Origin of the sequence: Pantoea agglomerans (genome assembly GCF_020149765.1) — a bacterium.
Lineage (GTDB): Bacteria > Pseudomonadota > Gammaproteobacteria > Enterobacterales > Enterobacteriaceae > Pantoea > Pantoea alvi.
Genome location: NZ_CP083809.1, coordinates 2539537 through 2552880 on the forward strand (window position 1 = coordinate 2539537; position 13344 = coordinate 2552880).

Below are 13344 nucleotides of genomic sequence, written 5' to 3' on the forward strand. Positions count from 1 at the left end.
GGGTAAAATTTCCCTCCGGCATAAACCAGTTTCAGGGTGAAACTGGCCGCAACGTGCTAACAAACTGGAACTTTATGAGTACAGCAAAACCTGAACGTGAATATTTTCTCGATTCGATTCGGGCGTATTTAATGTTGCTGGGGGTGCCGTTTCACGTTTCCCTCATCTATTCCACACAGAAATGGGCCGTTAACAGCCAGGAAGCGTCGCTCTGGCTGACGGTGCTGAACGATTTTATTCACTCCTTCCGCATGCAGGTCTTTTTCGTTATCTCCGGCTACTTCTCCTATATGCTCTACCTGCGCTATGAAGCGAAGCGCTGGCTGAAAGTGCGTATGGAGCGCGTCGGTATTCCGCTGCTCACCGCCGTACCGCTGATTACGCTGCCGCAGTTTTTTATGCTGCGCACGCTGTCGGACAAGATGAGCAACTGGGATGAGCTGACGCTTTACGGCAAATTTAACAACCTGATGTGGGAGCTGATTTCGCACCTCTGGTTCCTGGTGGTGCTGGTGATCCTCACCGCGCTCGGCATGCTGACCTTTAACTGGCTGCGCCGCCAGCATCGCCATATCGATTACAGCCGCATCGGCTGGGGCAAGGTAACGCTGGCGATAATAGGCTATGCGCTGCTGTGGGACATCTTCCGCCGCGCGATCTTTACCTTTTTCCCGGCGCTGCTGATGGATGGCCTGTTCAGCATTATGGTGATGCAGACGCTGCTGTTTTTGCCCTTCTTTATGCTGGGCGCGCTGGCGTGGAAGCACCCTGCCCTGAAGCAGCTGTTTGTGCGCTTCAATCCGGCGGTCTGTTTCGGCGCAATTCTGGTTTTTATCGCCTACAGCCTTAATCAGCGCTACAGCAGCGGCGAGGGCTGGCTCTATGAGCTTGACGCCTTAATTACCTCGCTAATGGGCCTCTGTATGCTGAACGTCTGCTTTAGCTTCGGCCACCGCATGCTCAACGCCCACTCGCCGCGCATTATGTACCTGGTGAACGCCTCGCTGTTTATCTACCTGGTACACCACCCGCTGACGCTGCTCTACGGCATTTTCATCACGCCGCAGATCGGCAATAACACGCTGGGCTTCTTTGTCGGGCTGGCGATGGTGTTCGGCGTCGCCTTCCTGCTCTATGAGATCCACCTGCGCATTCCGCTGCTGCGCTTTCTGTTTTCCGGCAAGCCGCAGAAAAAATAGCCGGGCACCCGCGCGGAGGTCAGGGTGACGCTAGCGTCGCGCCCTGGCGTCCGCCTCAGCCAACGCCTAGAGCAGCCATTCGATCGGCAGACGCCACACCAGCCGCACCAGCAGGCGCTGCACCCAGGTGCAGCGCGGCTCATGCTTATGCACAATCTCCTGCGCCTCTCCTGCGTACTCAACCCAGTTGACGCGCCCCCACTTATCGAGCCGCAGCGTCCATGCGCGATCGCGCATCGCCGTGTTAAAGCGCTGATGGGTCTGCTGCGCGAGCGCCTCGCTCTCAATCACCAGCCCCATTTCGGTATTCAGCACCGCCGACCGGGGATCGAAGTTAAATGAGCCGATAAACAGCGTCTCTTCATCGACGGTAAAGGTTTTGGCATGCAGGCTGGAGCCGGAGTTACCGGTCAGGCCGCGATCGTGCGGCGCGTCGGGCACGCCCGACTGCGGCTTCAGCTCATACAGCTCGATACCGCGCCGCAGCAGCTTCTTTCGCCATTTGGCGTAGCCCGCATGCACCACCGAGACGTCATTGGCGGCCAGCGAGTTGGTCAGAATAGCGATTTTCACGCCGCGCCGCTTCAGCGCCAGCAGCTGGGCGACGCCGGCGCGCGTGGGAACAAAATAGGCGGAGATAATATCGAACTGCCGCTGCGGCACGCCGATCACTTCCAGCATGCGCTGCGGCAGCATGCTGCGGCGCTTCGCCCGACCCAGCCCTTTACGCGGATCGTCGCTCAGCAGACGCGCACGCGCCCAGGTCATGCTTAGCGTTCCCTGCTCCAGATGGCTGACGAAGTGCGAGCTTTCCAGCCGCGCCAGATAGCGCTGCACCGCCTCGCTGTCGCGCCAGTCGGGCGGCAGCGCCACCTCGCCATCCTCATGCTCGCTCTCCTCCAGCACCTTTTTTAGTGGCGTCACCGGCTTGCTCTGCCAGTAGCGCTCGAAATCTTCCGAGACCTCGGCCACCACCGGGCCAATTGCCAGCACGTCGAGATCGGCGAACAGCGGTTCGCTGCCGGTGGCGAAATATTCATCGCCGACGTTACGCCCGCCGACGATGGTCGCCACGCCGTCCACGGTAAAGCTCTTATTGTGCATGCGGCGATTGAGCCGGGCGAAATCGGAGAGATAGCCCAGTGCGCGAAGGGTGCGGAACGAGAACGGATTAAACAGCTTTACCGTGATATTGGGATGGCGATCGAGGCGCGCCAGCGTATCGTCCAGGCCTGGCGTATTGTTATCGTCCAGCAGCAGTCGCACCTTAACGCCGCGCCCGGCCGCCTCCAGCAGCGCGCTGAACAGCAGACGGCCCGACATATCGTTCTGCCAGATGTAGTACTGCACGTCCAGCGTGCGCTCCGCTTTGCCCATCAACAGATAGCGCGCGGCAAAGGCGTCGAGCCCGTCCGCCAGCGGATGAATGCCGCTCAGGCCGGGATGGCGGGCGCTGCGCGGGCCGATAGTCTTCTCCAGCCAGCTGACGTCAGGCAGTTCAGTCTGCAGATTTAACGCTTCGGTCATTGGGGTTCCCTGAATAATCGACACGCTCTTATTATTTAACGCTTCACCAGATATGGCTATACGCGCAGTCTGAGAGCAGCCAGACAGCGCCGTTTTTTCAGCTAGACTTAGCCAGACTATCACGACCGGCCAGTTACAGGAGCGGACCATGACGTCAGATCCCCTGCTTCAGCGCCATCATCCCCGGCTGTTTAAAAGTTTCTTTCAGGGCAGCTTCCCCTGCTCTACCGCCTGCCGCACCGCAGGCAAGCGGCTGGATATGGTGATCAGCAGCGGCCACGATATGCTGCTGGAGAAAGATTACGCCGCGCTGGCGGCGCAGCGTCTCTATACGGCGCGCGACGGTGCGCGCTGGTATCTGATTGAAAAAGAGCCGGATAGCTACGACTGGAGCAGCTTTCTGCCGATGGTGCAGGCGGCCAGAGAGCATGAGATGGAGATTATCTGGGAGCTGGCGCACTTCGGCTATCCCGACCACCTCAATATCTGGAAGGCGTCATTTATTGAACATTTCGCCCGCTTTGCCCGCGCCATGGCGCAGGTGATGCGTGACGAAGGCATCGAGCGCCCCTTTTTTACGCCCATTAATCAGATCTCATTCTGGTCATGGGCCGGGGCCGACGTCGCCTGGTTCAATCCCCACGTCGCCAACCGCGGCCGAGAGCTGAAGCGGCAGCTGGTACGTGCCTCGCTGGCGGCGATCCACGCTATCCGTGAGGTCTATCCCGAAGCGCGCTTTGTGCTCACCGATCCGCTGGTGCAGATCGCCAGCGATCCCCATAACCCCGACAGCAAACCCTACGCCGACGTACAGCATCAGGCGCAGTTCGAAGCCTGGGATATGCTGGCGGGCCGCATCGACAGCGAACTTGGCGGCAGCGAAGATTGCCTCGATATTCTCGGCCTCAACTACTATCCCGATAATCACTGGTTCTTTCCCGGCGAGCCGATGTCGGCGACGCATCCGCTGCGCCAGCCGCTGCATCGCCTGCTGGCGCAGTGCTGGCAGCGCTACCAGCGCCCGCTGCTGCTGGCGGAAACCGGCGCGGAAGGCGAGGCGCGCGCCCCCTGGCTACAGCATATCAGCGAAGAGGTGATGCTGGCGCTCGATCAGGGGATCGGCCTGGAGGGGGTGTCGCTCTATCCGGTGGTGGAATATCCCGCCTGGGCTGACGATCGCCGTTCGCCGGGCGCGCTGTTTGGGCTGGGGGATCCCAACGGCAATCGTACGCTGCACGAGGGGTTAGCGCTGGTGCTGCGCAGCCAGCAGATTAAGTTTCAGACCCGATTTCAGGAGGTGTGAACGGGCGGCTTTTTCGGCGTGCAGCTCTGTACTTCGAGTGAAGGATCGGCGGGATGGCGGACATCGGTAAGCCAGGTCATGGTAAAGAGAAAGACCACGCCAATCAGACAGGCGGCCAGCAGACCAATAATGGCGATCAGTTTGTCATCTCGCGATTCCATACTTTCTCCTTCTGAACATCCCTGCCGCAGGCGACTCTCTCTTTAACTCATCCAGAGCGTGACCATCAGAACGACGATTATAAGCGTCACAGAGGTCACAGCAAGCACCACAATGGCGAACTGCGCATCGTCCATTGTCTGGCGAAGAGGCTCATCTTGCGGTTCGTGCGGCGACAGTGGAAGCATAGATTCTCAACAGAAATCGGTGGATCGCCACAGGCTTGCGGCGGCGACCAGTGTAATGGAAACCGGCCCGCCCGCCACGTTTTTCTTGTGTAAAAAAAAAGCGGGACGCGAAGCGCGTCCCGTTAGCGGGTCAGAAGTCGTAGCTGACGCCGGCTTTCAGCGTGCGGCCATCGCCGCGGAACAGATAGGTGCCGGTATCGTCAACGGAGGACCAGTATTTCTCATTGGTTACGTTGTCGAGGCCGACGCGCCACACCAGGTCATTCTCCCTGACCTTCATGCGGTAGCGCATGCCCAGATCCAGCGTGGTATAGCTGTCGATCTTTTTGCTGTTGGCGGCATCCGCCCACTGCGATCCGGTGCGCTGCAGTTGGGCCGTCGCCGTCAGGCCCTCAACCGGCCTGATGTCATACTCGGCGCCGAGCACCAGGTTATAGCGTGGCACGCCGATCGCATCCTTGCCGTTGTTGCTGCCATTTTCCGTTTTCGTCATTTCGGGATCGATCCAGGTCGCGCTGCCGTTAAGACGCACGCCCAGCACCAGCTCGCCGAAGACGTTCAGCTCCACGCCGCGGTTGCGCTGCTCGCCGTCCAGGCCATAGCTGCCGTCGCGGTTGAGAATGCCCGATGGCTTTTTGATCTCAAACAGCGCCAGCGATCCGCCCACGCGCTGGAAATCGACCTTCACGCCCACCTCGTTTTGCTTTGCATGGACAATGCCGGTGGTGGTGCCGTAGTTGCTGGCGTTGTTTGGCGCCACCTCACCCGGCTGCAGCGATTCCGTGTGGTTGGCGTAGAGCGCCACCGACTCAAGCGGCTTATAGAGAATGCCGTAGGTCGGCATCCAGCGGCTGTCGGTGTAGCGGCTTGAGGTATCTTCGGCGCCGGTGGCGTTGCTGTAGTTGCGCACCACCACTTTCTGATGACGCGCGCCCAGCGTCAGCTGCACGCGGTCGTTCAGCACTCCCAGCGTGTCGCTCAGCAGATAGCCCTGCGTGCGGTTGCGGCCGGTGGTGAGCGGATCGCTGTAGTTGCCGCCGCTCAGATTATTGGTCGGGTTCGGCACCTTGCTGGTGTGGTAGATATTGGTCGACTCGGTATTTGTGCCGTAGGCCATGCGCCACGCGGTATTATTGCGCGACGTATAGGCGGCATAGCCGACGTTGACCTTGTGGCTGATAAAGCCGGTATCAAAGCGGCCGCGCAGCCCGGCCATGCCGCTGAAGTTGTTGATGATGCGGTTAGTGTCGAGGCGGCCGATTTGCGCATTGCCGTCCGCATCGGTGAGCTTCGGCGAGGCGTAGTCGCCCAGCTCGTGGGAGTGCTGAGCGCCCACCGCGCCATAGAGCGTCCAGCTGTCGGTGACGTCATACTCGGCGCGCGCCATGCCGAACTCTGATTCGATATCGCTGTAGACCCACTCCTGGCTGTAGTTATGGCTATTTGACGGCAGCTTCGGTATCGCATCGACGCCGCTGATGTTGACGCCGTTGTCGCCATCGTGGAAGGTCTTTTTCTGGTAGCCGAGATCCAGCGAGGTGCGCAGGCGCTCGCCACGGTAGTCCAGCCCAAGGGATGCGGCGGTGGTGCGCTTCTGCTCGCCGTCAACGCCGGTTTCCCCTTCGCGATGCACCGCATTCAGGCGCACGCCGAACTGGTTATCGTCGCCGAAACGGCGACTGATGTCGGTGGTGGTGCCGATCTGCTGCGCCGAGCTGTAGTCGACGCCAACGCGCGTCAGCGGCAGATCGTCGGCATGTTTCGGCTCAAGGTTGATCATGCCGCCCACCCCGCTGCTGGCGGCGCCGTTGAGCAGGCCGTTGGCGCCTTTAAAGATCTCGACGCGATCGATCAGCGATGTGTCCATTACCTGACGCGGCACCACGCCCGGCAGCCCGCCGAAGGTCATATCATCGCCATCCAGCGTAAAGCCACGAATGCGATAGGTTTCGGCGAAGTTGCCGTAGCCCTGCAGGCTCTGCACGCCCGCGTCGTTTTTCACCACATCGGCGATGGTTTTCGCCTGCCGATCCTGGATCAGCTTCGAGGTGTAGCCGATAACGTTAAAGGGCACATCCATGGCGTTTTGCTCGCCCAGCATGCCGAGACGGCCGCCGTGCGCCACCTGCCCGTCGAGATAAGCGGGCACCAGCCGATCGCCGCCGGGCTGGAAATCGCTTTGCGGCGCGGCGGTCACGGTCAGGGTCTGTTCGCCGCTGCTCGCGGCAGTCACGGCCTCGCCGGTCGACGCAGCAGGCGTCGAGGCGCTGGAGGTAGCCGCCATTGCGGGCAAACTACCGGCGCTGACCAGCAGCGCCAGCAGGGTTGGTTTACATCTGAAAGAAGAAAGCGCACGGCGCATAGAGCATCCCCAATGCTAAAGTTACTGATAATCATTATTATTACGGTTTGCGATTATGCGCAGCCTTGTTGTTATTGCAAGCGAAATCTTGACAGACGCAAGGCGAAAGAGTGGTAAGGATCTAATAGAGAAGAAGTTTTTATGGAAAGCCGCGTGCTGAAAACCAGAGGGCGCGGCGGCCTGCACCGCCGCGTGAAACAGGCTTAACGCGCCTGCCAGCCGCCGCCCAGCGCGCGATAAAGGGCGATTTGTGCCAGCAGCAGATCGTTTTTTACCGCGACCAGATTGAGCTGGGTATTGTAAAGCGTACGCTGCGCGTCCAGCTCGTCCAGATAGGAGGCGTAGCCGTTTTGATAGCGATTGCGGGCGATGCGCAGCGCCTCTGAAACATACTCCTCCTGCTTCTGCAGCTCCGCCAGCTGCGCCTGCCCTTGCAGGATGGCGTCCATGGCGTCATTCACTTCGGAGAAGGCGTTGCGCACCACCTTCTCATAGCCGTACAGCGCCTGGTTGCGCGCCGCCATCGACACATCCACCTGCGCCGTCAGCGCTTCGCGGTTCAGCAGCGGCGCCAGCACGCTGCCGCCGATGCTCCAGAGGCGGAACGGGTTGTCGATCAGCTGGTGCAGCTCGCTGCTTTGCAGGGTACCGCTTGCGGTCAGGTTGAGCGACGGCAGCAGCTTCGCTTTTGACGAGGCGAGCGTCGCGTCCGCCGCCAGCAGCAGGCGCTGCGCCTCAACGATATCGGGCCGCCGGTTAAGCAGCTGCGACGGCAGCACCTGCGGCATCTGCTGCGGCATAATCTGGTTGAACCGGGGGCGACGCGCAATCTCGCGCGGGTTCATCCCCACCAGAATGCTCAGGGCGTTCTCCTGCTGAGCGATCTGATGCCTGAGCTGCGGCACCTGCGCCTTCGCCGTCTGGAACTCAGAGGCCGCCTGCATCCACTCCAGCCGCGAGCTGTAGCCGCTTTCAAACTGGCGCTGCGCCAGCCGCAGGGAATTGCCGCGCGTCGCAAGCGTCGCCTCGGTAACGCGCAGCTGCTCGTCGAGCGCCACCAGGCTCATATAACCCGACGCCACCGAGCTGGCCACGGTCAGTTCCACCGCCGATGCCGCCGCGCGCTGCGCCTCCAGCGACGCCTGGCTGGCCGCAATGCTGCTGCTGCGCGCTCCCCAGAGGTCGACATCGTAGCTGGCCTGCAGCAGCCCCTGATAAACGGCGCTCTCGTAGGGCTGCCCGGTAACGGAAGAGAGCGCGCGCTGATGCGTTACGCCGACGCCCGCACTCAGGGTCGGGAAGTTATCCCCCTGCGCCGCGCGCAGCTCGGCGCGGTACTGCTCGACGCGCGAACGCGCCGTAAGAATATCGAGGTTGTTGCGCAGCGCCTGCGCCACCAGCCGGTTAAGGCTGTCGTCGCCGAAGGCGCGCCACCACTCCGCTTCCGGCGCGGCGGCGGGGCCGACCTGATTGCGCCACTGCGGCGGGATCGGCAGCGAGGCGGGCGCCTTCTCCACCTCGGTGACGCAGCCGCTCAGCGCCAGCGCCGCCAGGGCGCTGCATAACAGCCGCCTCATTACTTCACCACCTTGTCACGCGGCGGCGCAGCGGTGTCGATGCTCACCTCTACTGACATACCGGGCCGCAGTTCGCGCATATCCTCCGCTTCGATGGCGATACGCACCGGAATACGCTGGGCGATTTTAACGAAGTTGCCGGTGGCATTATCCGGTGAAATCGCGCTGAATTCAGAGCCCGCCGCCGGCGAGATAAACTCTACGTGGCCATCAAAGCGCTTGCCGTTGAGCGCGTCGACCCGGAAGGTCGCCGGCAGGCCAGGCCGGATATCCGCCAGCTGCGTCTCTTTCATATTGGCGATAATCCATTTATGGTCCGGCACCACCGAGGTAAGGCGGGTGCCCGCCGTAACATAGGCGCCTTTGCGCACCGCAAGCTGGCCGAGCTGACCGGCGTCCGGCGCCACGATGCGGGTATTTGCAAGGTCGATCTCCGCCAGCTCCAGCGCCGCCTGGGCGCTGGCGACGTCACCCTCAAGTGAGGCGCGGTTGACGATAACGGTTTGCAGATTCTGCTGCGCCACCGCAACCTGCGCCTCTGCCTGACGCACCGCCGCCTGCGCCTGCGCGTTAGCGGCGCGCGCCGCGTCGCGCTCGCGTACCGAGAGCGAGCCGTCGGCGGCCAGATTTTCCACGCGCTTCAGGTCAAAGCCCCCTTTCAGCGCCTGCGCTCTGGCATTTTCCAGCGCGGCCTTGTTGCTGACGATAGTGGCTTCCGCGCTGCGGCGCTGCTGCAGGTTGTTACGCAGTGCCGCCTGCTTCATCGCCAGCTGCGCCTGCGCCTGATGTACGCGCTGCCGGTAGATGCGATCGTCGATGGTCATCAGCAGCTGCCCTTTGCGCACCGGCTGGAGATCCACCACCTCCACCGAGGTGAGATAGCCATTAACCTGCGGGCTGATAAAGGTTACCTGACCGCGCACATAGGCGTTCTCGGTGCTCTGTATCGCGCTGGTAAAGGGCCAGAGCTGCCAGGCGTATAAAATAATCAGCACGCCAATAATGACGATGCCGCTTCCCGCCGCAATCGAAAGTATGCGGCGACGGTTAGCGCGATCGCGCTCTGCCGCCTGAAGTTCATCCTGCTGACTCATCGTGACTCCATAGGTGCTTGTGACGCTGCCGCCAGGCGCTGTTCCATCAGGTTAAAGCGCGCCTGTCGCCAGGTGAGGTATCGCTGACGGGAGAGACGCCACAGCGCCCACATCAGGGTAATAAGCGCCAGCGCCGCCGTCAGTAAATAGGTATCGTTATAGGCCAGTACGTTCGCCTGCAGCGTCGCCACCGTCTGCAGCTGGCTGGTGCTTTGCGCGCTCTGCAGCACCGGGTCGCCGAGCTGGCTGTTGAACAGCGCGCCATACTGGCTGAGGCGCTCCGTAACGTTGGGATCGAGCAGCGAGAGGCGATCGCCCAGCAGGCTGGAGTGATATTTTTCGCGCCAGACCTGAAAGGTGCCGAGAATCGCGGAGCCGATCAGCCCGCCGAGGTTCTGGCTCATGCCGAACAGCACCACAAAGCTCACCAGATTCTTCGGCTGCGTCACTACGCTGCCGATGCCGATCAGCATCGCCGGCGCCATAAAAAAGGTGCTGCTGAAGCCGAGCAGAAACTGGCTGAGATACATATTGTTGGCGCGGGTCACCGGGCTGGCGTGCGCATCCATCAGCGAGGCGACGATCATCACCGCCAGCGAAGTGACGATCGGCCAGTTAAGGTGAGCCGGTCGGATGGTCAGCGCGCTGGTGGCGATGCCGAGCGTCATGCCGCCAATAATGGCCAGCGACAGGCCGCGCATCTGATCGTTAAGCAGCCCCAGCTGCTGCAGCAGGCCCACCGCGCCGGTGTTCTGCTCCGCCAGCACGATGCGTATCATAATCATTACGATGCCGAGACGCACCATCATGCCGCTGCTGAGCCAGCGGGTGTTGATCAGCGGGTTTTTGCGGTTGTGCTCAATCACGATCGCCGCGACGATCAGCACCAGCGCCATCGCCAGGCAGATGCCGAGCCAGGGGGTGCTGAACCACCATTCGATGCGTCCCAGCGACAGCACGCCGCAGAGCAGCGCCATGCCCGGCGCCAGCAGCATAAAGGTGACAAAATCGAGCTTTTCAAACGCCTTGATGCGATCGCCCGGCGGCAGCTTCACCACCAGCACGCAGCCCAGCGCGATCATCGCCAGCCCCAGCTCAAACAGATAGAGCCCGCGCCACTCCTCCAGCTGCAGCAGCTCGGTCGAAAAAAGCCGCGCCATCGGAATGGCGAACTGCGAAACGGTCAGGCCGATCACCAGCGCCTTGAGTCGGTGCTTCGCCGGCCACGCCTGCACCTGATAGTAGATACCCAGCGAGCTGAGCGCAGCGCCCGCCATACCGTGCGCGGTGCGCACAATAATTGCCGAGCTGAGATCGTTGGCGAAGAGATGAAAAAAGGCGACCAGCACGTAGAACACCAGAAAAGCCTCGGTGAACACGCGCAGGCCAAACTGCTGGCGAAACTTCACCAGCAGCAGGTTGATAGAGATATTGCCCATCACGTAAACGGCGGGCAGCCAGGCGATTTCGTTGGAGTAGGCACCGAAGGTGCCCTGCAGGTTGGTCAGATTGGCGGTAACCAGCGCGTTGCTGAGCGCGCCGGTCAGAGAGATAAGCAGGCCTATCAGGCCAAAGGCAATCCGCTTCGGTGGCGAATGAATCGGGGTCGAAGGCGACCCCGGCAGCATCGGTTTTTCATGGGGCAACCATTCGCGCTGTGCATAGGGATTGCGTCTGGTCACTGCTACATATTTCCCATGCGCGTCAACAGCTGTTGCAGCACCTGCTCCGTTGTCGCCAGCGCCTGCGGATCGATATCGCTCAGCAGATCGGCGCGCAGCGCGTCCGCCTCGTTTTTCACTAAGGCGAAAGCCTCGTTGCCTTTTTCCGTCAGCACCAGATGGCGCTTGCGGCGATCTTCCGGCGGCTGGACGCGCGTCAGCAGCTCCTGCTTCACCAGGCGATCAATAAGCGGCACCATGCTGGCGTCTTCCAGTCCGAGCATCTGCGCCAGCTCCGTCTGGGTCAGCGGCCGGGTTTCGCTGGCGATAAGGCCAATGGCCATCCAGCTGCTCATGCTCAGGCCGCTGTGTTTAAGATGGCGATCGACGGCCAGACGCCAGGCGTGCGCGGTTTGGTAGAGCAAATGGGTGAAGGTTTTATATTGCAGAGTCAAAGCGTAGCGACCTGATTATTAGAGTTCTGACTAAATGGGTGCGTTATTATACGCCGAGTAAATTGCTAATAAAAATAGCACAAGGCGTTAAATAATGACGCGTATGTCGTCGGGTTTTAAAGCCATATTACTACCCAGACGAGGTAAATCTGGAGTTACTATGCCCGATCGCAACAGCAACTGGATAGATCTGCGACGCGACGCCTTGCACGGCATTGAGACGATCCGCGCGCACTTTACCGGACACGCCTACGATCCCCACTGGCACGACAGCTACCTGATTGGCGTAACAGAGCAAGGGGTGCAGCAGTTTCACTCGCGGCGTAAACAGCATCGCAGCCGACCCGGCACGGTATTTATGCTGGAGCCGGAGGAGCTGCACGACGGCGATGCGGTGGATGCGCAGGGCTTCACCTATCGCATGCTCTATCTCTCGCCGCAGCAGCTGGCGCAGCAGCTGGCGCCGCTCTCTGCCGCCGAGCGCGGCGGCGAACTCCACTTTGCCGCCACGCTGCGCAATGACAAGGCGCTTGCCTACGCCGTCTGGCACTGTTTTGACGCCCTGTGGCACGACCATCCGGCGCTGATCAAGGAGGCCACGCTTGAGCGCCTGTTTCTCCAGCTGAGCCAGCATCCGCTATGGCGCAGCGAACCGCGTGCGGTCAACGGCGATCGCCTGCTGGCGCAGCGGGCGCGCGACTGGCTAATCGCCTGCCATGCCCACAATCCCGGCTTACAGGCGATGGCTGAGGCGCTGCAGGTGGATCGCTTTCGACTCTCGCGCCTGTTTCAGGCGCAGTGGGGGTTACCGCCGCACGCCTGGCTGGTGCAGTGGCGACTCTCTCAGGCGCGCCGCCAGCTGGCAGCGGGCGTTGCCGCTGCCGACGTCGCGGCGGCGCTGGGCTTTGCCGATCAGAGCCACCTGGGACGCTGGTTTAAGCGCGCCTGCCATCTGACGCCGGCGCGCTATCAGCAGGCCTGCACAAATCTTCCAGACGCGGGCTGACGAGCGCGCCACAATGCGCTTTTTCTGTCTGGAGACGTGCTATGCAAGAACCCCGTTGCGTTATGATCCTGCAAAACGACCTCGCCCCTGGTAAAGCCGCTAACGCCGCGGCGGTCATTGCGCTGACTCTCGGTCAGCGCCATCCTGCCCTGGTGGGCGAAGCGCTACAGGATGCCGACGCCTGCCGCTATCCTGGTCTTATCCCCTTCGGCATTCCCGTGCTGGCGGCCACGCATGCCGAGATGGACGCGCTGCGCGCCCGCTGCGCCGGACTGGGGTGCGATCTGGTACTGTTTCCCGAACAGGGCCAGACCACCACCGACTACGCGGCCTTTAGCGCGGCGATGCGCGAAATTCCGGGCGGCGAGTGGCGTCTGTCAGGGCTGGCGCTGGTCGGCGAGAAACAGCAGGTGCGAAAACTGACCTCGAAGCTAAAGCTTTTTAGCTAAACAGCCGCGGGAAAAGCCGCGCGCTTTTCCCGCATAGCTGTACAATTGCTCCATTGTACAAAAAACCTGTACAGCTTTGACTCATGATGTATACATTTATACTGTTGATAATTAACAAATAGCACAAATTGACCAATATTGTACTTGTGTCTGTACACCTTCATTGTATAACTTTACCTCCCATGAATCGGATAACGATTCCGTAACGAATGATGCGTTTGCGTCGCCTCTGAAGGTGTCAGTGGATTTCCACCTTCAGAGGTCCTTTTTTTGATGAGCTGTTACCCTTTACATCTGTCCATGTAAGGGGATTTTCATCGTTAATTGATCCGGTATCCGACCTGAACACCGGGGCTAATTTTTT

General features: G+C 60.9%; 11 protein-coding genes. 4 read left to right on the plus strand and 7 right to left on the minus strand.

All coding sequences use genetic code 11. From position 1 onward, the window contains the following. Nucleotides 1–74: 74 nt before the first annotated feature. Nucleotides 75–1199, plus strand: coding sequence for a glucans biosynthesis protein MdoC (mdoC, locus tag LB453_RS14945; RefSeq protein ID WP_103795432.1), 1125 nt, complete (start codon nt 75–77; stop codon nt 1197–1199). A 66-nt stretch (nt 1200–1265) separates the two neighbouring features. On the opposite strand, the gene LB453_RS14950 is transcribed toward mdoC, so the two are convergent. After that, nucleotides 1266–2726, minus strand: a complete 1461-nt coding sequence (locus LB453_RS14950) for a phospholipase D-like domain-containing protein (RefSeq protein WP_103795431.1) — start codon at nt 2724–2726, stop codon at nt 1266–1268. Between the two features lie 148 nt (nt 2727–2874). On the opposite strand from LB453_RS14950, the gene LB453_RS14955 reads away from it, so the two are divergent. Further along, nucleotides 2875–4029: a beta-glucosidase gene (locus LB453_RS14955; RefSeq protein WP_103795430.1), complete on the plus strand. Its 1155-nt coding sequence runs from the start codon at nt 2875–2877 to the stop codon at nt 4027–4029. On the opposite strand, the gene LB453_RS14960 is transcribed toward LB453_RS14955, so the two are convergent. The 6 genes from LB453_RS14960 to LB453_RS14985 form a co-directional block, all read right to left on the minus strand. Next, entirely contained in the window at nt 4017–4190 is a 174-nt protein-coding gene (locus tag LB453_RS14960) for a hypothetical protein (protein ID WP_199187308.1), read from the minus strand. The genes LB453_RS14955 and LB453_RS14960 overlap by 13 nt on opposite strands. 316 nt (nt 4191–4506) lie before the next feature. After that, nucleotides 4507–6738: a TonB-dependent receptor gene (locus LB453_RS14965; protein ID WP_103795429.1), complete on the minus strand. Its 2232-nt coding sequence runs from the start codon at nt 6736–6738 to the stop codon at nt 4507–4509. 203 nt (nt 6739–6941) lie between these two features. Continuing rightward, the gene (locus tag LB453_RS14970) at nt 6942–8315 is read right to left on the minus strand and encodes an efflux transporter outer membrane subunit (RefSeq protein WP_224481510.1); all 1374 of its coding nucleotides are present in this window, start codon (nt 8313–8315) and stop codon (nt 6942–6944) included. Then, the gene (locus LB453_RS14975; protein WP_103795428.1) at nt 8315–9409 is read right to left on the minus strand and encodes an HlyD family secretion protein; all 1095 of its coding nucleotides are present in this window, start codon (nt 9407–9409) and stop codon (nt 8315–8317) included. The genes LB453_RS14970 and LB453_RS14975 overlap by 1 nt, the downstream gene beginning before the upstream one ends. Beyond that, nucleotides 9406–11091: an MFS transporter gene (locus tag LB453_RS14980; RefSeq protein WP_103795427.1), complete on the minus strand. Its 1686-nt coding sequence runs from the start codon at nt 11089–11091 to the stop codon at nt 9406–9408. Before LB453_RS14980 ends, LB453_RS14975 begins: the two co-directional genes overlap by 4 nt. Nucleotides 11092–11093: 2 nt before the next feature. Beyond that, nucleotides 11094–11525, minus strand: coding sequence for a MarR family winged helix-turn-helix transcriptional regulator (locus LB453_RS14985; RefSeq protein WP_103795426.1), 432 nt, complete (start codon nt 11523–11525; stop codon nt 11094–11096). A 160-nt stretch (nt 11526–11685) separates the two neighbouring features. On the opposite strand from LB453_RS14985, the gene LB453_RS14990 reads away from it, so the two are divergent. Then, nucleotides 11686–12531, plus strand: coding sequence for an AraC family transcriptional regulator (locus tag LB453_RS14990; RefSeq protein ID WP_103795425.1), 846 nt, complete (start codon nt 11686–11688; stop codon nt 12529–12531). Between the two features lie 41 nt (nt 12532–12572). Beyond that, a complete protein-coding gene (locus LB453_RS14995; RefSeq protein ID WP_103795424.1) occupies nt 12573–12980 on the plus strand; it encodes a DUF2000 domain-containing protein in 408 nt (135 codons plus the stop codon). The last annotated feature ends 364 nt before the right edge of the window (nt 12981–13344 follow it).